Here is a 20,062-nt window from a genome sequence, read left to right on the forward strand (position 1 = left end):
CCATCGTCACCTGGCCAGGTTCGCCCGCGCGATGCGGTGCGCACCCGCCGAGGTCTCCGGAGATCGCGTGGTGGCATGGTTCGAGCGCCAAAATCGGTGGAGCGCCGAAACCCGGCGCAGCTACCGCACGATGACTGAAACCTTCGGAAGGACCAACTTTGAGAGCGCGATTAGGAAATATGACATTCCGCCATACGTATGACGGAACGTCATATTGCATTGTCTCACAACATAATTCGCCGGATATCTTTGCGCGCATGACGACAAACTCAGATCTCGACTCGATATTCACCGCAGCGATCGCGGGGTGGCATCGACGACTCACGTGTGAGTCCCGAACGTCGACCGGTGACCGTTGCCGCCGGCCCGCGGCGTGGCGGATCAACCTGCACGGATGCGAGGCGGCGAATCTATGTGGCCAGCACAAAGCCGCATGGCTTCGCCGCCACCAGTCCTTCACCGGCCAGCCGCGCTGCGTGCACTGCGGTGTCGTGTTCGCCACCCTGTCCGACGCCTGCACGGTGAGCGCGCTGTGAGCACGGAGAAATGCAGGAAGGGCCACGAGCTCACGGCCGACAACATTCGGCACCGCTCTGGGGACCGCGCGCACCACCGCGAGTGCCTCAAGTGCTACCGCGCCGCCGTCGCGCGACGCCTCAGCAACCCTGAACATCAGCTTGCGCGCAACGTCCGAAAACGGGCAGCACGGATCGGACTGGTCATGGCCAAGTGCGGCCCGGCTGTCACGTTGACCGATGCGGCCGGCGCTGAGGTATTCCGTGGCGATATCTCGGCAGTGGACGAGTGGGTATCCGCCCGAGCGGAGGCGGCACCGCCGGGCCCGGATCCACAGGAGGTCCCGCCATTGTGGTCACTATGGGTGCAGCTGTTCGTGACCGAACAGTTGGCAGCCAAGCGCGGCCGCGGCACGATCCAAACCCGAGTGAATCATCTGATGATGTTCGCGCGGCGTCGGCCGCATCTGGCGCCATTGACGGTCACCCGCGACGATCTGGTGCACTACCTCGGCGAGCACAATCACTGGTCGCCGAGAACCACGCACAGTTTCCGCTCGACATTCCGTGTGTTCTTCCGGCTGCTGTGCCAACTCGGCCACCGCGAAGATGACCCGGCGAGCACGTTGCCGGCTGTGATGATCCCGCGATCGCTTCCGCGGCCGTGCCCTGACTCGGCGGTCCGCCAGGCGTATGCCGAGGCCCTCGATGACCCTCGGCTACGTCTGGCGCTAAAGATCGCCGTGGAGACCGGCCTGCGCCCATTCGAGATCGCAAAGGTGCGCGGGAGCGACGTGGAGGGTTGGCAAGGTGCCTACACCCTGCGGGTAATCGGGAAGGGCGGGCACCAACGCAATGTCCCGATCACCGATGAGCTCGCTGCGCGGCTGGCCGTTGGGTCTGGTTATGTGTTCGCGAACGCCCGCAGTGGCGACCCGATCTCGCGCGACCGACTCGCCAAGCTGATTGCCGCCGCCCTGCCCGGTGAGTGGACGACGTACACACTCAGGCACAGGTTTGCCACGAAGGCCTACCAACAAGATCGCGATATCCGCGCTGTGCAAGAGATGCTCGGACATGCGAGTCCGACTACCACCGCGATCTATACCAAGGTCGCTGATGAGTCGATGCGCCGAGCCGCTTCAGCTGCTCTGATCGAGTGAGAAGATGCCGAGTTCAGCTGCGAGTGCCGCACGCTCTGCGCGGCACTTCTCGCGATGCGCGGCGGTGAATTCCCGCCACGCCTGCTCTTGCTCGGGCGTCCAATCGGCGTTGTCTACATCGACCTCAATGTCGGGATGCTGCGCAACGAACTGCGACATCAACTGACCAGCCTCGCGCGCATGCCGGCGACGTAGCGCTACCACGCGCTCGTCAACGGTCACTATGGCCTCGGCCACCACATCTCCCTTGCTCGCAGGGGGGCGCGCTCGCGTTCAATTCCATATGACAACGATCCCACAACGCCGCGCGGTGTACCGCAACGCTCGGCAAGCCGCAGCCGCCAGCAAGAGCGTCGGAGACATCCTCGGTGTGCCGAGCTAGGTGTTAGCTGGCGTTCGGTCGTTCGGTGAACTTCCAGATGTCGGCCTCGGTGAGGCCGGCGGCGCGCTCGACGGCCTGCAGCGGCAGGCGGTAGCCGTACTCCTGCAGGTAGGCGGCGCGGGATTTGGCGAGCTGGCCCAGGTCGGTGACGACTTCAGTGCCGAGCGTACCGCTGTCGAGTGCGCTCATCGTGTCCCACCTCCTGGTTGTATCAGCATCGTGGCGCGCCACATTCCTAGCTGACCATCGTACGTCGGATTTGACGACAATGTATTGCTGCCCACGGCCCAGCAGAAGGCGCCCGGCAGTGGGCAAAGTGATGCCGCAACGGGATCACAGGACGCTGCCGACGAGGCGAAACCCTCCTCGTCAGCGGTGCGCCCCGGTATTGCGTCGCCACGCCGAGTTCTGCCGGGCGTCGACCTTCTGCGTGAACTCTGTCGGCGACACCCCCAGCTGCGCGCCTCGGAAGTCGTAGGTTGGTCCGGCTGGCGCCGGCCCTGGCGGTGCACCGGACCCTTGGTGTACTGATCCGACTGTCGCGAGGTTGGGCGGCGTGGGCCGCAAGATGTCGGCCAGGTTGGGGAGGCCCAGCCCGCCGGCGAGACCTCCGCCGACACTGCCGTCGGACTGCTGGTCGTCATCTGGGTTGCTCCATGCCTTGAGTAGGCCGCCGCCCCAGTTGGCCAGCGCCAGAACAGATTTCAGGTTGGGCCAGTCCAGCGGGTTGGAGAATACCGACCCGTCGAGGCCCAGGCCTTGGAGCATGCCGGAGACGATGGACTGCCCGAGCGATGAGCCGTCGGTGCCGCGGCTCTGTTTGTCGGCCCGCTGGGCATCCTTGTCGATGGACTCGGACAGTCGGGTCTCGGCGGCGCTCTGGCGTTCCTGCGCAGCGGTCAGTTTCTGTTGGGCCACATCGCGTTTCTTCTCTGCAGCTGTGGTGTCCTTACCCTCGGCGGCCAGTTTGTTCACGTCAGCGTCGGCTTTGTCGAGCGCGTTCTGAGCCGCTTGGGTTGAAGCCTTCGCGCTCGTCACCCGTGCCTGTGCGGTCTTTGTCGCCACCGAGGGTGCCCCGCCGCTACTCGACTTGGTCGGGTCGTCGCCGTAGCCGGCCAGGGCGATCCAGGCGCGGTTGGGGAACTCTGATGCGCCGGCCGCGGAGCCGCCGTACTGGCCGTTGCCGCCGCGGCCGCCCATCTCCACGTTGACGTTGCCGCCGTCAGGGTCGATGATTGTGCCCGCGGTGTGCCCGCCCCCGGGGCCGCCGTTCTTCCAGCCGACCCAGTAGGCGGCGATACCGGCCGGGGGATCGCCCTGCTGGAAACCGCGCGCCAAAAGTGCTTGCGCTTCGTCAGCGGTGGAGAACCGGCCGGATGCGCCCGTGATCATGTTGGCAATCCATGATTGCGCGCCCGAGCAGTCCGAATCCGGGCTTGCCGGCCCACCACGGACGTACCCGCGGCCACTGATCCCCGACGCCGCAGCCTTCAACTCGTCGACCGTGATCGACCCGTCAGCATTCGAATTCAAGCCGAACAGTCGTGCGACTTCCATAAGGATCTGCAGGGAGCGTGGCCGTTTCGACGGGGCCAATGGAATGTAAGCCTCCCCGCCTGTCTCTTGCTCGGCGAAGATCGTGCCCGCGCCACGCCCCTGATAGATGTCCGCAGACTGTGGCTTGTCGATGAATCGGAAACCGCCGCCGGCCATCGGCACAACGGCACCGTCCGCGCGACTTTGACCCGAACCGATGAACGATGCACCTGACGGCGGGGGCGAGACAACGGGCGAGATATTGAGCGTTGAGAAATCTCCGAACAACTTATTCAGCGCGGTGCTGGCCTGCGAGGTGTCGGCCTTGACGAGGACCAGCTTGTTGTCCTGGATTTTCGCTTCGTAGCCAATGGTTTTGAGCAGCTGGAGGGTCTGTTCACCCAGGGGGGCATCGACGTTGATGGTCTTGTCGTTGTCCTTGTGGACTTTCTCGCCGAGGCCCTTGAGTAGGTCCAGGACCTCCTGACCGCCGTTGGTGGAGACGTTGATGGGGTGGTCGGTCGGAATTGACCCATCTTGGAACATCTTTGCGATGCCGGAGAGCTTGCCGCTGGCATCGGCAAGAGTTCCACCAAGGGTGTCGTAGGCGGCTTTGACCTTGGGCATGTCGGTCTGGTAGCGCCGGGCCAGATCGGTGAAGGCAGCGTCGTTCTGCTGCAGTGCGGCGGTCATGTCCCCGCCGGTCTGGCCGACGGCGGCGGTTTGGTCAGCGATGTTCTTCAAGGTGTCGCGCAGATCGGTGCCGTTGATCAGCGAGTTGTTGATCTCGCCGTTGGCCCTGAACAGTTCGTTGCCGATGCCGCCGGTGGTGGCGACCGGGGTTTCGGCCTGCTTGGCTGCCTCGACGGCACGGGTGTGCGCGGCCTCAGCGTCGCCGGCGGTACGCGCTGGATTCAGCGCGTCCATCGCGGCTTTGAGCGCGCTGGTCTTGTCCGCTGCGGTGGCGGTGTTGTCCGCCAACGTCCGCATCGCGGTGGCCAGTTCTAGGACACCAGGTGCGGTGTTCTGGGCTGCCTGCTGCTGCCGCATGAACTCGGTGCGCGCCTCCCGGAACTTGTCAGCGGCCTGGTGGTTACTCTCGCCGGCAGCATCCATCTTGGTGACCAACGCGTCGAAAGCGGCCTGTGATCCGTAAACAACGTCGGTGAGTTCTTGGTCGGACAGTTTCAGATCATCGATCGCCTTGAGCGCGCCTCGCGCCGCGTCGGCCTGGTCATCGATGACTGCCGCGTAGTTCTTGCCCGTGAATCCCTTGAAGCTGAACATTTCGTGGTCGGCGTTGCGGAGTCCGTCCCAGAACGTTGCCTGGCGGCCGGCCGCGGCCTCCAACTGGGCGCTGATCGCACTGATGCGCTCGACGGCAGAGCCCTTGACCGTGTCATCGAACGCACCTCGCGACTTCGCCAGGGCCGCATTGAGATTGACCTGGGACTTCTCGGTGCGCCGCACAGCCTCCTGATAGGTCTGTATCGACTGATGCGCCTTTTGGTTCTGCGACGAGATAATCGCGAACGCGGCGCCGCCGGCAATCAGTGCCGCCGAGAACGGCCCACCGAGTGCACCGATAAGTCCTGATGCCGCGTTGCGTACTCCGCTGATCGCCGGCTGCGCGCCGGCGCGTAACGCCCCAGTGAAGGCCCCTACGTTGGTGGACGCGCCCATGAAAGCGTCACCCACCCTGCGGATGGTGGGCGAATTGTTGGACACCGATGTCATGAACCGCGAGAACGTCGACAGGTGCTGACCGTTGTTCTGCGCGGCGACACCGATGTTGCGGAAGTCGCCGACGATCGCGGTAAGCCGGGATCGCATCGGCACCAGCGGGCCAGAGGCGCCGGTGATTGTGCGGCCGAGGGTGCCCACGGCGGTCGTCATCGGTCTCACCGCGCCGGTTACACGCCCGAGCAGCGCAGGGACGGTGCGGAACAGCAGCCACGCGCCGACTGCTGTGGTAACGACGGCCTGGTGGTTGCTCATGAATCCGGCGATGCCCCCAACGAGCGGCATGATCGAATTCAGCACGCCCACTCCGGCTTCCAACGTGGTGACGAGGACCTTCCAGGACGACACCCCGAGCGCCGCAGAGGCCTTCCCGAGTGACTGCCCGACCTGCAGCAGTGGGGGCCATAGTTCGCGGGCCGTCGCGCCGAGGGAGGACAGCAACGCCAGCGATTCACGGCCCGTCGCTTGGACTGTGGGGTTCGCGGCGATCTGCTGCCATGCGGCCGCGATCCGGGGTCCGGCCCCGACCGCGGCGTCTTCGGCGGTCCCGAGGGCGGCGGACATCTGGTCGAGGAACCGGCCGACCGGAGCTTCGGCGACATCGTATGCCTTGAGTTGCAGAGACTCGACGGCGTTCTTTACCCGTTCCCACGCGCCGGGGAGTCCCTGGGTTTTGGCTGCGGCAACGTCGGCCGCATTTCCGGTCCGAGTGACCGCGGCTTCCAACTGCTGAAACCCAGCGGCGCCCGTCTCGGCCGCCAGTCCCATGATGCGAGCGGCGTCTGAACCGAACGCCGTCGAAATGCTGTTGGCGAAGTCTTCCTGCGACATGGACTTCGCGGCCTGATGGATCTGGTCCAGCAGTTTGGGCAGACCTTCGAATTTTCCATCCACGAACGGAGTAACGGCCAACTCTTGCAACGCTTTTGCTGCCTGATCCGATGGCGAGGCCAGCGCCAACAGTGTCGATTTGAGCAGCGTGCCGGCATCGGAACCCTTGATGCCGTTGTTGGCAAATAGGGCCATCATGGTGGCTGTGTCTTCCATCGAGACACCGAACCCGTGTGCGACGGACCCTGTCGCCTGTAGTGCGTACGCCACGTCGGTGATCTCGGCCGAGGACGCGTTGGCTGCGCCCGCCAGAATGTCAGCTGTCTTGCCGGCCGCCTCTGCGCCCAGCCCGAACGATTGCAGAGCCGACGACTGGATGGTCGCAGCCTCAGTTGCCGAGATCCCGGCCGCGGCAGCGAGTTGTAGCGACCCCTTTGCCGCAGCCATGGCCTTTTCGACGGAGAATCCGCCCTTGGCCAGCTCGGTCATCGCCGCCGCTGCGTCGTTGGCCGACGTAGCGGGCAAGCTGATGTCGTTGCCGAGTGCGCGGGCGGCGTCGCCGGCCTTCTCCAGCTGGTCTGCTGTCGCACCTGACACCGCTTGCAGGGTGTTCATGTTGCTGGTCCAGTCCATGCCCACGGACATGACGTGCTTGAACTGGCTGACCAGCCCGGCGAACCCGGCAGCGACGCCACCGGCGGCGATCGCGGTTTTCGCTGCGGCACCGAACTTGCTGCCGAAGTCCCGCCCTGCGCTCGTGGCCTGCGACGCCATCCCCGAGGTGTTGAGGTGCGGGGTGATGCTGGCGTTGCGGGTGGCGTTGGTCATCACCCGGCGGATATCGCGCTCAAGTCCTTGAGCGCCGACAGCGAGGGTGACCCAGGCGGTGGCTAATTCGGACATGTCAGGCTCCTTTCAGCATGTTGCGCACCTGCGGCGGCATGATGTCGTCGATGGATGTCACGGTGTCCCAGCTCGGTCCGGGGTCGTCGTCGGCCGGCTCCACGCCGGGCAAGGTGATCAGTTCGGGGTAGTCCGGTTCACCCTCGAAGTGCGCGCGCCGCACGTACCAGGTGAGCTTTTCGACCTCGTAGATCAGGCGCGTTGTGAGGTGATCGGTGACCGTCACACCGGCGTTGAAGGCGTCCCGGAGCGCGGTCCCTGTTGGTGCGTAGTCGAGGTAGTCGGCCAGCCCGTGCCACCCGAGATCGTCGAAGCTGAGCCGATCGCGGATCAGATCCCGTCGCAGCGGACCGGCGTACCGATCGTCGGTGACGATGCGGGCCAGCCGCCTTATTCCCCCGCCGTGACACCTTCGTCGCCAGCCGTTTCACCGGCAATCCACGCGGAATAGAAGTCACGGATCGGATCACCCGCCGAGTCGTCCAGGCCGAGCAACACCGCTTTGGCCTCCGGGCAAGCCCCCCGGTCGATGGCCGAGAACTCGATATCGACATCGGTCGTCAACTCGCGGACCTTGTACAGCCAAGTCTTCGAGTAGATCGCCCCGAACGACTTCAGCGCCACCACCGTCCCGTCTGGGAACCGGTGCACATAGAGCGGCGTGTTGTCGGGGTAGTGCTGCGCCCAGTCGTAGTCGGCGTCGCCTGGCTTCGGCTTGGGCTTATCGTCGGAGGCATTGTCAGCAGCGGGAAACGGGACCAGTGCGCTGGTGTCCGGCAATTCAACGCCGGCCGCGCCACTGTCGTGGTGGTAGTTCGATTTCTTCGACATGAAAATCGTTCCTCTCGATAAGTGTCCAGATTCTGGGCGAAACAGATGTGAACTGGGCCCCAGTGGCCAGACCCACGAAAAGACAGCCCGCCTAGAAGTCGCTCAACGGCGGGACATGCTCACCAAAGTCAATGAAGCCATTCGATGCGATTCCCGTGTCCACACCCCGCACAAGGGCGTACGCCAGAGTTATCTGGAGTTTCCTGGTGCCGTCACTGTCGTATGCCTGGATGCCTGCGAGATCGTCGAGCTCTTCACGCCAAATGGGATGCCGCCGGGCATAGTCGTCGATGATCTCGCGATAGCCATATGCGACAGCCTTGGCGAGGATTGCCTTGGCAAGGCTGTCGTCGCTGGAGATCTGCGCGGAGTTGTAGACCCGAAGTGCGCCGGCTCTGTCTTGGACTCGGGCGGCTCTGTCCTGGGCATCGCGCCAGGCGATGATCTTGTTTGGGTCAGATCCGACGAGCCCGAACAGTGCTCGTTCGAGCGATTCTTTCTTGTCCCGAACGAGACCTTTTTCTTTCTCGCGGAGGACCACGATTTCTTTCTTTAGCTCGGCGAACTCTCTGTCGAGTTCGTCTCGCTTGCCTTCATCGGTCAGTTTGCTGTCGCCGCCGACTGCTTTAAGCCTGCGGGACCATTCTTCCTGAATACCGGCTGCCTGCTTGCGGAGCTTGGCGATTTGTGAGGCGATTTGGTCCAGTGACATGCTTCGCTGTTCCCTTTCTGTCAGTCGTTGGCACGCGGTATGCGTTCATGCCCCCGCATGCCGGCGTACTCAACGACGGCCTGCCGTCTGAAGACCCAACGCCCGCTGACGTTCATGCCGTCGAGATCGCTGCGGATCTCTCTGACCCAGCGGGTCGAGCGGTTCAGGATCTCTGCCGCTTCGGCGGTATCGATGAGGTCTTCATCCGTCGATTGTGCTTGGGCTGCGGCGTTTCCACTTCCGCGTACGGAAGTGTCGAGCTGTTCGCGGAAGCGATAGAACCCCGCCGGGATTGGTTGGCCACCGAGATGACGCCGAACGATCAGGTCACTGACGGCGTAGAGCGCCAGGCGGGTCTGCTCCTCGGTAAGGTTCACGACTCACCTCGCTCGATGGCCGCCTGGACGGCCGCCAGCGACATCTCGTAGCCCATGCGCGAGTCCGGGTTGTGTTCAAGGGCGATCGCGGCTGCCACGCCAGAGATGTTGATGGCGAACAGAGTTCGACATTTCTGGCATGTGTCGATCTCGCTGATCACTTCGGGCAGCTGGCCATTCATGCAGTCGACGATTGTGCGGATCACCCTCGATAGGGTGAGCAGCCCGCCGCGTGGATCGGCAGACGAGTCACAGCGGTGCTCGACGGTCGCGCTCATCTTGACAGCTCCCCCGATCGAGCTGCTGTTACCCCCGCCGCGGGTTGTGCGAGGTGACGCAGATGCTGATTTGATGTGGTCCGCAATAGCCTTCCGTTGGCGCTCTGCTGACCCGGCGACGTTCGGATGAGGTCGAAATCCGTGCTGCGCAGTTGTCTCGCTAGGACCGATGTGAGGCTGAGTTGCGTTGTGTCCCTTGGAAAGAAAAGCCTGGGGAGAGAAAGCCGCCTATGCCCCGAGGGGCGGCGACCGACCCCCTCGGGTCGACCCGCCCAGGGGGGAGGCGCGCTCATGGCTTCCCGTTCACGACAAGGCCAGCAGTGACGCCTAGTGGTCGCTGGTCGGCAGGCAGACTGTCGAACCAGTCGCGGCACAATCGCCACGCTGGACATTGCGCGCACAACCGCAGGGCAGCGTTGCGTGCGTACTCCCGATCGTGCTGGTGTCCGCGCTGGCCGTTGTCGATGGCAGCGTCGAACAGCTCGTGTCGGCCATGGCAGCGTGCGCCTGGCAGCGACGGGGTGGCCAGCTCGGCGACGAGGAGGTCCCAGTTCATTTGCACGTCCGGCCCGGAATCGCAGTGCGGGCAGTGAGGGCAGGGCCATTGCCCCGTTTCTGGGCTTTCACAGGACGGCTCGGCTTGGTTCGTTGATCCAGTCGACAACGTTGTCGCGGCGGCACCAGCGGTCGAGTGCTACTCCACAAGCGGTGTGGTTCCACGGTGCGACGTGTGGCCATCCGCAGATGTCGCAGAACCAGAACAGCGGCTCCTGGCCCGGGTGACGACGGTTGGTGCTCATGCCGCCCTCCGGTGATCGCATCGGATTGCCGGCTCGATCGGTACACCGGTCTCGTCGAGCAGCCAGCCGTCGCCCTTGCAGTCAAGGCAACGCTGTTGCCGGTCGGCCAACTCGGCTCGCTGCGCTTCGCGGCCTGCATCCTCGCTAGCCTGTGCGGCCTTCGCGTCATCGGCTGCCCATTGGCATGGTCGGCACTTCGGCGGCCGCGGATCAAACCTGTGCTCATGGCAGCGCGGCCCGAACGGTCCCACGACAAACGTCGACCCCCGCGGTTGGCCACCGTTAGCCAGTTCGCTATTCGCCTGATCATGGCCCGGGGGATCGTCGCCCAACGGATTCTGCGCTGGCAGTGCTGTACCCGACTTACGTAACCCCCTCCCCCCAGGGATAGGTCTAGGGATAGGTGGCGTCTGCCGCCCCAGACTTTTAACGCTGCCGCCCCAGACTTTTAACGCGCAGTAAGAGTCTGCGGCCCCAGACTTTTGGTCGTCCGGTTCTGCCGGGTAAGAGTCTGCGGCCCCAGACTTTTGGTCGTGCGGTTCTGCCGGGTGAATCATGCGCCAAACGGCGGAGCGGCCTTTCCCATGGTTTGCTGAGAGTGCAATCAGGCCGAGCTCTTTTGCATCCACAAGCGCATCAACGACCGTCTGCCTGCTCACGCCGCACACCTTCGTTAGGTTGTCGATCCCGGGGTGTGCTTTGGTGCCGTCGGTGTAGTCGGCATAGGTGCTAAGCGCGATGATGACGCGCTGGCGATCAGCGGTGAGTGTGGACTGCAGTACCGCTCTGTACCAATCACGTTGCCATGTGGTCATAGGCCGACACGCCGCAGGTGCGCGTGGCGACGGCAGGTCCCGCCAGGGTTCTTGACGCGTTGACGGCATGGCCGGCCCGTGCTGGTAGGTCGGCCACACCGCAGCTCGTCACCCCAGATCCGGTCCCGCACAACGGCTGGAAGTCGACCGATGAGTTCGTGCGCCGGCGGGGGTGGTCGGTGATTGTTGTCGGCCAGGCAGGCCGTGTCGACGATCCAGATCTGATCGATGCCGTCTGTAGCGACGCATGGCGCCAGCAGGTAGCCGGGCATGCCGACATCACAGAGGTGCACTGCGCGGGCGACGTCGACTATTGGGCGCGGGTCGTCGGCCGCGCTCATGAGTTGGCCGCCGAGCGCCGTCGTCGGGCCTGTACCGATTTGAGCGCTAGCCGCGCGAAATACGCCTTGCGCGCGTGCTCGGCACGACGCGCCCGCTCAGCTGCCGGTAGCTCGTTGTGGGGGTCTACCTGCTTTTCGAATCGATCGAGCGCGGCCTTGCGTGCTTTGGCCGTTCGCCCCGCGCGGTCGGTTGTCTTGGCCCACGATTCGTGAGCGGCTATTGATGCTGCGAGGCGTCTGACGCTATCAGGCATGGTGGACGAACCCCTCTCGGGCTCCGCCGGACTGCCATCTCCGGGTTCGTCATTCCATGCCTGGCACTTATCGGCGCCGCCACGGTGGGCGGCACACATCGTGCTCGACGCTAACGCACAGTGTTGTTCGACAGCTGGATTTCACTGGGCTGGCGTGTCGCTGCCGCGATATCGGCTGCGATCGAGTCGACATGAACTTTGGCCCGGCAGTGGTCACACTCCAGAGACAGCTGCCCAGCGGCCTCAGTCAACAGGAACGTCGCCGGCTTCCATCGACGATTGCCGTCGATGGTGTGTCCCGCACGCGCTGCCTCGACTGTCTCGCGCTGATTGACTGCATCGGACAGCTTGTAGGCGGGCTGGTGCACGAACGGACCGCCCTCGGCAACGAACACGTAAAGCATCGCGCACCGCCGAGTTGCGCACCGGTAGACAACAGTTGCTCGCTTGTCGAGAGTGCCCGTTTTCCTGAGGGCCGCAACGAGTTCCGCAGCCGAGTGATGGCCGCCGATCACAGGTCCCCCAGGTTCAGGGAGCGGGCCTCGGTGGCCGCCCGCTCGGCGGCGGTCGAACGGGTGTAGCGGTCGATCATGTCGCGGGTCGCCCAGCCGGCCACCGCCATCAGCCCACCCTCAGATCCGCCGGCAGCCAGCCAACGCGACGCCGCGGTGTGTCGCAGCAGGTGCGGGTGAAAGTTGTCCAGCTTCGCCAGCTCTGCACGGTACTTCAGTGCCGAGTGCAGCCCGTAGTACTCGATGCGCTTGCCGCGGTCGCCCAACCACAGCGCTGCGGTGTCGGCCAGCCGGTGAGTGCGGCGCATCCGTAGGTAGCGGTCGATCGCCCGGGCGGTCTGCGGACCGAACGGCGCAATGCGACCCTTGCCACCCTTGCCGCGCCGCACGGTCACCAGGCCGCGGTCCAGGTCGATATCGGCCACCGTGAGACCGGTGACCTCCCCGGCGCGCATCCCGGTCTCCGCCATGAGCCGCACGATCGCCTCATCGCGCCGGTCCCGGAACTCCTTGCCGCTGCACACCTTGATGAGCCGGCGAAGCTCGTCCTCGGTCAGCGAGTCGGTCACCTTGCTGTCGAGCTTGGGCGCCTTGAGCCCGAGCAGCGGGTCCGAATCGGTCTCGCCTTCTTCTTCGAGCCAGGCCGAGAAGCGGCGCATGCCGAGCTGGCGGGCCCGCGCGGTCGCTGGCTCGGCGCCGGCCTCGAGCAGATCGGCGACGAACCCCTTCATAAGGTCGCGGTCGAGCGTGGGGGAGTGACCCGTCTCGGCGCACCACCGCAGGAAGGCGCGAACGCCGTCGCCGTAGGACTTGATGGTCTGCGGCGACTTGCGCTCAGCACGTAGCGCCAGCTCCCACGAGGGCAGCAGTGAAGCCAGATCGAGGGCTGGAGTATCGCGACGCGCCACCCCGATATCTTGACTGGTAGCGCTGTGCGTGTCTACTATTCCTGCACTGACCTACAAATCTGCAGGTCAGTGCAGGAATAGAGGGTGTCGCTCAGTCCAGGTAGTCGCGCAGTACCTGGGAACGGCTGGGGTGGCGCAACTTGCTCATGGTCTTGGACTCGATCTGGCGGATGCGCTCGCGCGTCACGCCGTAGACCTGGCCGATCTCGTCGAGCGTGCGCGGCTGGCCGTCGGTGAGGCCGAACCGCAGCCGGACCACGCCGGCCTCACGCTCGGAGAGCGTCTCCAGTACGGACTGCAGCTGATCCTGCAGCAGGGTGAACGAGACGGCGTCGACGGCCACCACGGCCTCGGAGTCCTCGATGAAATCGCCGAGCTGCGAATCACCTTCGTCACCGATGGTCTGGTCCAGCGAGATCGGCTCACGCGCGTACTGCTGGATCTCCAGCACCTTCTCCGGCGTGATGTCCATTTCCTTGGCCAGCTCTTCGGGCGTGGGTTCGCGGCCCAGGTCCTGCAGCAGCTCGCGCTGGATCCGGCCGAGCTTGTTGATCACCTCGACCATGTGCACCGGGATACGGATGGTGCGGGCTTGGTCGGCCATGGCGCGGGTGATGGCCTGGCGGATCCACCACGTGGCGTAGGTGGAGAACTTGTAGCCCTTGGTGTAGTCGAACTTTTCGACCGCACGGATCAGGCCGAGGTTGCCCTCTTGGATCAGGTCGAGGAAAGCCATGCCGCGGCCGGTGTAGCGCTTGGCCAGCGATACCACCAGACGCAGGTTCGCCTCCAGCAGGTGGTTCTTGGCGCGGTCGCCGTCGCGACAGATCCACTGGTAGTCGCGCCGCACCTGGGTGGTGAGCTTCTCGCCCTTCTCGGCGAACTCGGCCATCTTCTGGGTGGCAAACAGGCCGGCTTCGATGCGCTTGGCCAGCTCGACTTCTTCTTCGGCATTGAGCAGTGCCACCTTGCCGATCTGCTTGAGGTAGGCACGCACCGAGTCGGCCGAGGCTGTCAGCTCGGCATCCTTACGGGCCTGCCGCAGTGCCTCGGACTCCTCCTCGTCCCAGACGAAGTCCCCGGATGCCTTGTCCTTCTCCGAGGGCTCTTCCACCTCGTCTTCGGTGGCGACGGTCTGAGCGGGCTTGGCTGCAGGCGCCGCGGCGGCGGCGCCCTCTCCCTCGTCGGCCTCGTCGGAGTCCTCGTCGTCTTCGTCCTCGACCGTATCCTCGTCAGTATCAAGGTCGTCGAGTTCTAGATCCGTGTCCTCGACGTCGAGGTCGTCGCCGGGCTCGGCTTCGAGATCCTCGGTGGTCTCGAGATCGTCGGTGATGTCCTCGGGCTTGGTCGCAGCACCCTTCGCTGCCTGCTTGGCCGGGGCCTTCTTGGCGGCGGCCTTGGACGCAGGAGCTTTTGCCGCCCGCTTGGCCGGGGCCTTCTTGGCCGGGGTCTTGGTAGCGGTGCGCTTCACCGGCTCGTCGGTTGCCGGGCTTGCCTTTGTCGCTGCCACGTACACCCTTTCGGTCATGCGTAATCCGGTGGGCATGGGCATACACCACCGAAAGCGTCGGCTGTCGAATGTTGGCGTTGGTATCGTCTGGGGATATTCGCCGCTATTCGGTAGGCGGCCGCCGACGACCATTGTAACGACAGTGTGTGGGTACACCGTGCCGAGCGGCAAATTTTGGCATGATGAACTGCCGGTAACCGACCGCGGATGTCACAGCTACCGATCGGTAGCTGTGACATCCGTGATTGCGGCCATCGCTGCGCCGACGATGCCGGCGCTGTTCTGCAGTGTCGCAGCAACCACCGGGGTGCGGTTTTTCAGCAGCGGTATCCACTTGTCGGCCTTGCGGCTGATGCCGCCGCCAGCGATGAACAAATCCGGCCAGATGGCGTTTTCGATGACGGTCAGCACCTTGGTGACCTCTTCGGTCCAGCGCTCGTAGCTCCAGTCCTTGCGCTCCTTGACCGATGAGGCGGCCCGGTGTTCGGCTTCCTTGCCACCGACTTCCAGGTGGCCAAACTCGGTGTTGGGCAACAGCACACCGTTGTGGATCACCGCAGAGCCGATACCGGTGCCGAAGGTCAGCAGCACGATCACGCCGGTCTTGTCCTTGCCCGCACCGAACTGTTCCTCGGCGAGGCCGGCCGCGTCGGCGTCATTGAGCACCGTGACGTGCTGGCCGCCCAGCTCGGCGCTGATGACCTCTGCGGCATTGACCCCGATCCAGCCCTTGTCGACGTTGGCCGCGGTGCGAACGACGCCGTTGGTGACCACGCCGGGGTAGGTGACCCCGAGGCTGCCGGTCCAGCCGAATTCCCGGACCACCGCGGCGACGGTCTTGGCGACCGCTTCCGGTGTCGAGGGCTGCGGGGTGTCGAGCTTGAACCGCTCGCCGATCAATTGGCCGGTGTCGAGATCTACGACGCCGCCCTTGACTCCGCTACCGCCCACGTCGACGCCGAAACCGCGGCGCTGCGGCGTGTCGATGGCCGGTTCGACAGTGGGGATATCGGATGCGGTCATGAGTGCTCCTCTGCGGGACATACGTTGCAGGCCGATGTGCAGCAGGACGGGCCGGCAAAAGGCGACGCGCCTCACCCTAGTTGTTCACCAGCGCTCACGCGGGCGGTCTGCCATCCCGCGAGCGACTTTTTCGCCGAAAGATGTTGCGATAGGTGTGTGACCGACAACAACATCGATCCGGCCGTCCTTCGGGGCGTAGCCGAACAGCTGGCGACCGAGGCCGCCGAATTCGTCCGACGCCGTCGTATCGAGGTGTTCGGAGAGGGCGGCCCGAACGGCTCCGGCCAAGCGGACGGCGATGTGCGCACCGTGCGCTCCAAGAGCTCGCCGACCGACCCCGTGACGATCGTCGACACCGAGACCGAACGGTGGTTGCGCGAGCGACTTGCCGTGCTTCGACCCGGGGACGAAGTGCTCGGTGAAGAAGAGGGCGGCCGCGGCGGCAGCGACGGGCTGCGCTGGGTGATCGACCCGATCGACGGCACGGTGAACTTCGTCTATGGCATCGCGGCTTACGCCGTGTCCGTCGCGGTCCAGCTGGACGGGCGATCGGTGGCGGGTGCTGTGGCCAACGTCGCTGCCGGAACGGTGTACTCGGCAGCGCTCGGCGGAGGTGCCACACTTCTGCAGGACGGGGTCAGCACGCCGCTTCGGTGCACTGCCGTCGACGATCTGGGCATGGCATTGGTGGGTACCGGCTTCGCCTACGTTCCGGAGCGGCGGCGCCGGCAGGCCGCGGTGCTGGCGCAGCTTCTGCCCGCGGTGCGGGACATACGTCGACTCGGCTCCTGCGCACTGGACCTGTGCATGGTGGCCGCCGGTCAGCTCGACGCCTACTACGAAGAAGGCGTGCACGTGTGGGATTGGGCGGCTGGGGCGTTGATCGCCGCGGAGGCCGGTGCCACGGTGTGGTTGCCGACCACTTCGGGTGCGGGTCGAGTGGGTGCCGCGGCGCCAGGTGTTGCCACGGCGCTGCGCGACGCCCTAGCAGGCGCCGGTATGGATTTTTGACAGCAATGTCGGATCGGCTGGCCCGGTGGCGTCGGGACGCAGGCTGGCCAGGACCGCGTTGATGTCGTCGCTGCTGGCCAGTTCGCCGAACTCGGTGCCCAACGCCAGATCGACTGTGGCATCCTGCCTTTCGTCCTGGAACAGCTCGGTGCACGGCGCCACCAGCCAGACCGCAGCAGCCGCCGTCCGGCCCGACTGGCCGAACCGGATCTGGCCCTGGCATTCCAGGCGGGTGTGGTTGTAGATCGGATCGTTGGCGGCGTCTGGCTGGGCGAAGCCCAGATCGCGTAGCTCTCCGGCAATCTCACCCGCCTGGCCGCCCTGGCCGCTGGCGTTGAGCACCCGGATCTTGGTGTCGGCGAGGGGCGCGGGGGCGATGTCGATCATTGCCGATCTGGCCACCTGCTCGCCCAGCTTGGGCGTTGCAGGATCGGTGGCCGGCGGTGGGGGATTGCACGCCGTGGCTTCGTGCACGTCGCCGGGCTGATTGAGCGCGATGATCCAGACGACCAGCGACACCACCGCCAGGATGGCGAACAGCACGATGGCGGGGAGGGTGTTACGCCGACGGAAGGGGCGGCCGTGTCGATCGAACGCGGTGCCGTCGGTGATTTGTGCAACCACCCCTGCACTCTAAAGCCAAGGTCGTCCTGCGCAGGGGCGGAGGCAAGGCTTTGGTGTGATGTAAATCACAGTGGAACATGTGGCAATAAGGGCACGAATCGTTTGGGTAAAGCGTTCGACGCTGGTACAAACCTCTGCTGCAAGGTTTAGGGAGGGGATGGGGCTATGGCTACCGATTACGACGCACCGCGGCGTACCGAGACCGACGAGGTTTCCGAGGACTCACTTGAGGAGCTGAAAGCCCGGCGTAACGAGGCGCAATCGGCCGTCGTCGATGTCGACGAATCAGAGTCCGCCGAATCGTTCGAACTGCCGGGTGCGGATCTGTCTGGCGAAGAGCTGTCCGTGCGTGTGATCCCGAAGCAGGCCGACGAGTTCACCTGTTCGAGCTGCTTCCTGGTGCACCACCGCAGCCGTCTCGCGAGCGAGAAGGACGGTGTGATGATCTGTACGGACTGCGCCGCCTGATCGGCGCGTTCAGTCCTGCAGAGCAGCCAGCACGCGGTCTGGATGACGGGTACTGATCAGCCAGTACGGGGTGGGGTCGTCCGGGTCGTCGAGTACCACCAGCACCATCGGGCCGACCCATACGCGGTGCACGACGAAGGCCGCCGGGTCCAGTTGGCGGCCCAACGCGGCTGATTTGGCCGAGCGCGGCACTTCGGCCGTCCTGGCTATGACATTCGTCGGCAGGTGTGCGCCACCGATCCACAGTTCTGTGGCGCCGCCCGGCCGGCCCATCACGCGCAGTTCGACCTTGCTGAACCAGCTGAGTACCGCGCCTGCCACGCCGAAGAGCACCACGAACGACACCCAGTTGGGAAGTGCGGAAACCGCCTGGTTGACCTCAAGGGCGACGAGCACTACCAGCACTGCTGCCGGCAGAGTCCACCACCACGGCACCCACAACCGTTCGTGGTAGCGCACGGTTTGGGTGGTTGCGCGCGTGTCTGACACGCGGCTCAGAGTAATCTGTGACGTCGTGTCCAACTCTCTGGCGGTGGTCCGCTTGGACCGCGATCTCCCGATGCCCGCCCGGGCGCACGACGGTGACGCGGGCGTCGATCTCTACAGCGCACAGGATGTCCAACTGGCTCCCGGGCAGCGGGCACTGGTGCCCACCGGTGTTGCCGTCGCCATCCCGCACGGCATGGTGGGGTTGGTTCATCCCCGTTCGGGTTTGGCTGCGCGCGTGGGACTTTCGATCGTGAACACTCCGGGCACCATCGATGCCGGCTACCGCGGTGAGATCAAGGTTTCGCTGATCAACCTCGACCCTGACACGCCTATCGTGGTCAATCGCGGCGACCGGATTGCTCAGCTGCTGGTGCAGCGGGTAGAACTTCCCGAACTGGTCGAGGTCACCTCGTTCGACGAGGCTGGCCTGGCTGACACTTCCCGTGGCGCGGGTGGCCACGGTTCCTCCGGCGGACATGCGAGCTTGTGATGGCATTCGGAAAACGTGACAAACACCAGACTGAGGGCGATGCGGCGCTGGATTCGGCTGCCGATGCGGTGATCGAGGCCGACGGCGACGACGACTTCGTGGGTCCATTCGACGTCGAGGACTTCGATGACGCCTCGGTGGCGGCCCAGGGCCGTCTCGATCTGGGGTCGGTGCTCATCCCGATGCCCGACGGTGGCCAGGTCCAGGTCGAACTCAACGAGGCCGGGGCGCCGAGCGCAGTGTGGGTGGTGACACCCAACGGCAGGTTCACCATTGCGGCGTACGCGGCTCCCAAGAGTCCCGGGCTGTGGCGCGAAGTGGCCACCGAACTGACCGACTCGTTGCGCAAGGACGCCGCATCGGTCGCCGTCGAGGACGGGCCGTGGGGTCGCGAGGTGGTCGGCGTGGGCAACGGCGGTGTAGTGCGCTTCATCGGCATCGACGGCTACCGGTGGATGGTGCGGTGCGTGGTCAACGGCGCTCCGGACACCATCGGCGCACTCGCCGAGGAGGCCCGGACGTCATTGGCGGACACCGTGATTCGCCGCGGCGAGACACCGCTGCCGGTGCGCACCCCTCTTGCGGTCGAATTGCCCGAGCCGATGGCGGCCCAACTGCGAGCCGCTGCTCAGGCTGCGGCTGGACAGCAGGAGCTTCCGCCGCAGGAACAGGTGCCGGAGCCGGTGGCGCGGCGCAGCGCTCAAGGATCGGCCATGCAGCAGTTCCGCACCATCACGGGCGGGTAGGTCTGGGTGGGAATTGTCACAGCCGGGTAGGTCTGGGTGGGAATTGTCACAGCCGGGTAGGTCTGGGCGAACTGTCGCAGCCGGATAGGTCGCCTCCTCACGCCTCTTGCAGGGCGGCCAAGCATGCCGCACCCAGGATGCCCGTATCGGCACCGATCGCTTCCAGGGTGACCGTGCGCAGCGCCGCCCGCGGCGCCGCCGAAATCCACTCGAATCCCACCTCCGCCGGGTGCACGGGATCGTCGGTGGCGACCACCACGCCTAGCGGCGCGGTCAGGCGCTCCAGGTCGGAGCATGTGGGTGCAGGGTGGCCCGCGGCCTCGTCCATCGCATCGGGCAGCGTCGGCCACTGTCCGACCCAGGACCGAGTCAGCTCGTCGGCCAGCCAGGGCGGGCTGGACGCACGCATCCGAGCCACCGTGGCGGCAAGTCCGTCCCGGCGCAGCAGTTGAGCTGACTGGCGCGCCAGTAGTGCGGCAGGGGCGTTGTCGGGGGATCCTGTCCAGGGCGGCAGTGCGGCCAGCACGGCCACGGTGCGGGCGGGATTGGCCAGTGCCCACGAGGCGGCCACCACTGCGCCGATCGATACCCCGCCGACGGCGATCGGACCGGGCCGGGCGGCGTCGTCGAGCGCGTCGCGATAGCCGTCCACGAGCCGGTCGGGTTGCGGAACTGGTGTCGACACCACGGCGCCGACCTCGTGCAACGCGGCGGAAAACGCCCGGTAGACATAGTCGTCATCGGACCCGGTTCCGGGTAGCAGAACCGTGGTGACACCTCGCAGAATGACGCTCATCACA

24 protein-coding genes are annotated in these 20,062 nt (G+C 65.3%); 6 read left to right on the forward strand and 18 right to left on the reverse strand.

The genetic code is table 11. The features are described 5' to 3' along the window. Positions 1–257: 257 nt before the first annotated feature. Positions 258–536: a hypothetical protein gene (locus H276_RS24400; RefSeq protein WP_019969329.1), complete on the forward strand. Its 279-nt coding sequence runs from the start codon at positions 258–260 to the stop codon at positions 534–536. A 185-nt stretch (positions 537–721) separates the two neighbouring features. Further along, entirely contained in the window at positions 722–1,678 is a 957-nt protein-coding gene (locus H276_RS0100400; protein ID WP_231376574.1) for a tyrosine-type recombinase/integrase, read from the forward strand. On the opposite strand, the gene H276_RS0100405 is transcribed toward H276_RS0100400, so the two are convergent. The 15 genes from H276_RS0100405 to ppgK all read right to left on the reverse strand — a co-directional run bounded on the left by H276_RS0100405 (position 1,658) and on the right by ppgK (position 15,434). Beyond that, the gene (locus H276_RS0100405) at positions 1,658–1,915 is read right to left on the reverse strand and encodes a hypothetical protein (protein WP_155942905.1); all 258 of its coding nucleotides are present in this window, start codon (positions 1,913–1,915) and stop codon (positions 1,658–1,660) included. The genes H276_RS0100400 and H276_RS0100405 overlap by 21 nt on opposite strands. 148 nt (positions 1,916–2,063) lie before the next feature. Then, the gene (locus H276_RS0100410; RefSeq protein WP_019969332.1) at positions 2,064–2,249 is read right to left on the reverse strand and encodes a hypothetical protein; all 186 of its coding nucleotides are present in this window, start codon (positions 2,247–2,249) and stop codon (positions 2,064–2,066) included. Between the two features lie 180 nt (positions 2,250–2,429). Beyond that, complete coding sequence (locus tag H276_RS0100415) at positions 2,430–7,073, reverse strand: phage tail tape measure protein (protein WP_020657102.1); 4,644 nt, start codon at positions 7,071–7,073, stop codon at positions 2,430–2,432. A gap of 1 nt (position 7,074) precedes the next feature. Beyond that, positions 7,075–7,299 (reverse strand): hypothetical protein, encoded by a 225-nt coding sequence (locus H276_RS0100420; RefSeq protein WP_019969333.1) that lies wholly within the window; start codon positions 7,297–7,299, stop codon positions 7,075–7,077. 164 nt (positions 7,300–7,463) lie between these two features. Beyond that, entirely contained in the window at positions 7,464–7,904 is a 441-nt protein-coding gene (locus H276_RS0100425; RefSeq protein WP_019969334.1) for a hypothetical protein, read from the reverse strand. A gap of 91 nt (positions 7,905–7,995) precedes the next feature. After that, the gene (locus H276_RS0100430) at positions 7,996–8,616 is read right to left on the reverse strand and encodes a hypothetical protein (protein WP_019969335.1); all 621 of its coding nucleotides are present in this window, start codon (positions 8,614–8,616) and stop codon (positions 7,996–7,998) included. A 20-nt stretch (positions 8,617–8,636) separates the two neighbouring features. Continuing rightward, on the reverse strand, positions 8,637–8,993 hold the full coding sequence (locus H276_RS0100435; RefSeq protein ID WP_019969336.1) for a helix-turn-helix domain-containing protein: 357 nt from the start codon (positions 8,991–8,993) through the stop codon (positions 8,637–8,639). Further along, on the reverse strand, positions 8,990–9,271 hold the full coding sequence (locus H276_RS0100440) for a hypothetical protein (protein WP_019969337.1): 282 nt from the start codon (positions 9,269–9,271) through the stop codon (positions 8,990–8,992). Before H276_RS0100440 ends, H276_RS0100435 begins: the two co-directional genes overlap by 4 nt. 289 nt (positions 9,272–9,560) lie before the next feature. Further along, on the reverse strand, positions 9,561–9,827 hold the full coding sequence (locus tag H276_RS0100445) for a hypothetical protein (RefSeq protein WP_019969338.1): 267 nt from the start codon (positions 9,825–9,827) through the stop codon (positions 9,561–9,563). Between the two features lie 67 nt (positions 9,828–9,894). Further along, complete coding sequence (locus H276_RS24945) at positions 9,895–10,071, reverse strand: hypothetical protein (protein ID WP_019969339.1); 177 nt, start codon at positions 10,069–10,071, stop codon at positions 9,895–9,897. An 811-nt stretch (positions 10,072–10,882) separates the two neighbouring features. After that, positions 10,883–11,227: a hypothetical protein gene (locus H276_RS0100460; protein ID WP_019969341.1), complete on the reverse strand. Its 345-nt coding sequence runs from the start codon at positions 11,225–11,227 to the stop codon at positions 10,883–10,885. Positions 11,228–11,591: 364 nt separating this feature from the next. Beyond that, complete coding sequence (locus tag H276_RS0100465; RefSeq protein ID WP_019969342.1) at positions 11,592–11,885, reverse strand: hypothetical protein; 294 nt, start codon at positions 11,883–11,885, stop codon at positions 11,592–11,594. A gap of 107 nt (positions 11,886–11,992) precedes the next feature. Beyond that, positions 11,993–12,901, reverse strand: a complete 909-nt coding sequence (locus H276_RS0100470; protein ID WP_019969343.1) for a tyrosine-type recombinase/integrase — start codon at positions 12,899–12,901, stop codon at positions 11,993–11,995. Between the two features lie 91 nt (positions 12,902–12,992). Then, positions 12,993–14,411 carry an RNA polymerase sigma factor gene (locus H276_RS0100475; RefSeq protein WP_155942919.1) on the reverse strand — a complete coding sequence of 473 codons (1,419 nt, stop codon included), beginning with the start codon at positions 14,409–14,411 and terminating at the stop codon, positions 12,993–12,995. Between the two features lie 216 nt (positions 14,412–14,627). Further along, positions 14,628–15,434: a polyphosphate--glucose phosphotransferase gene (ppgK, locus tag H276_RS0100480; RefSeq protein WP_019969345.1), complete on the reverse strand. Its 807-nt coding sequence runs from the start codon at positions 15,432–15,434 to the stop codon at positions 14,628–14,630. Positions 15,435–15,590: 156 nt separating this feature from the next. Here ppgK and H276_RS0100485 point away from each other — a divergent pair, with 156 nt between their 5' ends. After that, the gene (locus H276_RS0100485) at positions 15,591–16,445 is read left to right on the forward strand and encodes an inositol monophosphatase family protein (RefSeq protein ID WP_019969346.1); all 855 of its coding nucleotides are present in this window, start codon (positions 15,591–15,593) and stop codon (positions 16,443–16,445) included. On the opposite strand, the gene cei is transcribed toward H276_RS0100485, so the two are convergent. After that, positions 16,419–17,069 (reverse strand): envelope integrity protein Cei, encoded by a 651-nt coding sequence (cei, locus tag H276_RS0100490; protein ID WP_019969347.1) that lies wholly within the window; start codon positions 17,067–17,069, stop codon positions 16,419–16,421. The genes H276_RS0100485 and cei overlap by 27 nt on opposite strands. 165 nt (positions 17,070–17,234) lie before the next feature. Between cei and H276_RS0100495 the strand changes: the two genes are divergently transcribed. Then, positions 17,235–17,537 (forward strand): DUF4193 domain-containing protein, encoded by a 303-nt coding sequence (locus tag H276_RS0100495; protein ID WP_019969348.1) that lies wholly within the window; start codon positions 17,235–17,237, stop codon positions 17,535–17,537. A 9-nt stretch (positions 17,538–17,546) separates the two neighbouring features. On the opposite strand, the gene H276_RS0100500 is transcribed toward H276_RS0100495, so the two are convergent. Beyond that, positions 17,547–18,026, reverse strand: coding sequence for a DUF3093 domain-containing protein (locus tag H276_RS0100500; RefSeq protein ID WP_019969349.1), 480 nt, complete (start codon positions 18,024–18,026; stop codon positions 17,547–17,549). A 25-nt stretch (positions 18,027–18,051) separates the two neighbouring features. Between H276_RS0100500 and dut the strand changes: the two genes are divergently transcribed. Both dut and H276_RS0100510 read left to right on the forward strand, forming a co-directional pair. Then, positions 18,052–18,516 (forward strand): dUTP diphosphatase, encoded by a 465-nt coding sequence (gene dut / locus H276_RS0100505; protein ID WP_019969350.1) that lies wholly within the window; start codon positions 18,052–18,054, stop codon positions 18,514–18,516. Then, the gene (locus tag H276_RS0100510; RefSeq protein WP_019969351.1) at positions 18,516–19,262 is read left to right on the forward strand and encodes a DUF3710 domain-containing protein; all 747 of its coding nucleotides are present in this window, start codon (positions 18,516–18,518) and stop codon (positions 19,260–19,262) included. Before dut ends, H276_RS0100510 begins: the two co-directional genes overlap by 1 nt. A 97-nt stretch (positions 19,263–19,359) precedes the next feature. Here the strand turns inward: H276_RS0100510 and H276_RS0100515 are convergent, their stop codons facing one another. Then, on the reverse strand, positions 19,360–20,058 hold the full coding sequence (locus H276_RS0100515) for an alpha/beta fold hydrolase (RefSeq protein ID WP_019969352.1): 699 nt from the start codon (positions 20,056–20,058) through the stop codon (positions 19,360–19,362). Positions 20,059–20,062 lie beyond the last annotated feature (4 nt).

This window comes from Mycobacterium sp. 141, assembly GCF_000382405.1.
Lineage (GTDB): Bacteria > Actinomycetota > Actinomycetes > Mycobacteriales > Mycobacteriaceae > Mycobacterium.

Excerpts from the sequence above, each read along its gene's own strand:
- H276_RS24400 (WP_019969329.1), top strand. The coding sequence starts at position 258 with ATGACGACAAACTCAGATCTCGACTCGATATTCACCGCAGCGATCGCG.
- H276_RS0100400 (WP_231376574.1), top strand. The coding sequence starts at position 722 with ATGGCCAAGTGCGGCCCGGCTGTCACGTTGACCGATGCGGCCGGCGCT.
- H276_RS0100410 (WP_019969332.1), bottom strand. The coding sequence starts at position 2,249 with ATGAGCGCACTCGACAGCGGTACGCTCGGCACTGAAGTCGTCACCGAC.
- H276_RS0100415 (WP_020657102.1), bottom strand. The coding sequence starts at position 7,073 with ATGTCCGAATTAGCCACCGCCTGGGTCACCCTCGCTGTCGGCGCTCAA.
- H276_RS0100425 (WP_019969334.1), bottom strand. The coding sequence starts at position 7,904 with ATGTCGAAGAAATCGAACTACCACCACGACAGTGGCGCGGCCGGCGTT.
- H276_RS0100430 (WP_019969335.1), bottom strand. The coding sequence starts at position 8,616 with ATGTCACTGGACCAAATCGCCTCACAAATCGCCAAGCTCCGCAAGCAG.
- H276_RS0100440 (WP_019969337.1), bottom strand. The coding sequence starts at position 9,271 with ATGAGCGCGACCGTCGAGCACCGCTGTGACTCGTCTGCCGATCCACGC.
- H276_RS0100445 (WP_019969338.1), bottom strand. The coding sequence starts at position 9,827 with ATGAACTGGGACCTCCTCGTCGCCGAGCTGGCCACCCCGTCGCTGCCA.
- H276_RS24945 (WP_019969339.1), bottom strand. The coding sequence starts at position 10,071 with ATGAGCACCAACCGTCGTCACCCGGGCCAGGAGCCGCTGTTCTGGTTC.
- H276_RS0100460 (WP_019969341.1), bottom strand. The coding sequence starts at position 11,227 with ATGAGCGCGGCCGACGACCCGCGCCCAATAGTCGACGTCGCCCGCGCA.
- H276_RS0100465 (WP_019969342.1), bottom strand. The coding sequence starts at position 11,885 with ATGCTTTACGTGTTCGTTGCCGAGGGCGGTCCGTTCGTGCACCAGCCC.
- ppgK (WP_019969345.1), bottom strand. The coding sequence starts at position 15,434 with ATGACCGCATCCGATATCCCCACTGTCGAACCGGCCATCGACACGCCG.
- H276_RS0100495 (WP_019969348.1), top strand. The coding sequence starts at position 17,235 with ATGGCTACCGATTACGACGCACCGCGGCGTACCGAGACCGACGAGGTT.
- H276_RS0100510 (WP_019969351.1), top strand. The coding sequence starts at position 18,516 with ATGGCATTCGGAAAACGTGACAAACACCAGACTGAGGGCGATGCGGCG.
- H276_RS0100515 (WP_019969352.1), bottom strand. The coding sequence starts at position 20,058 with ATGAGCGTCATTCTGCGAGGTGTCACCACGGTTCTGCTACCCGGAACC.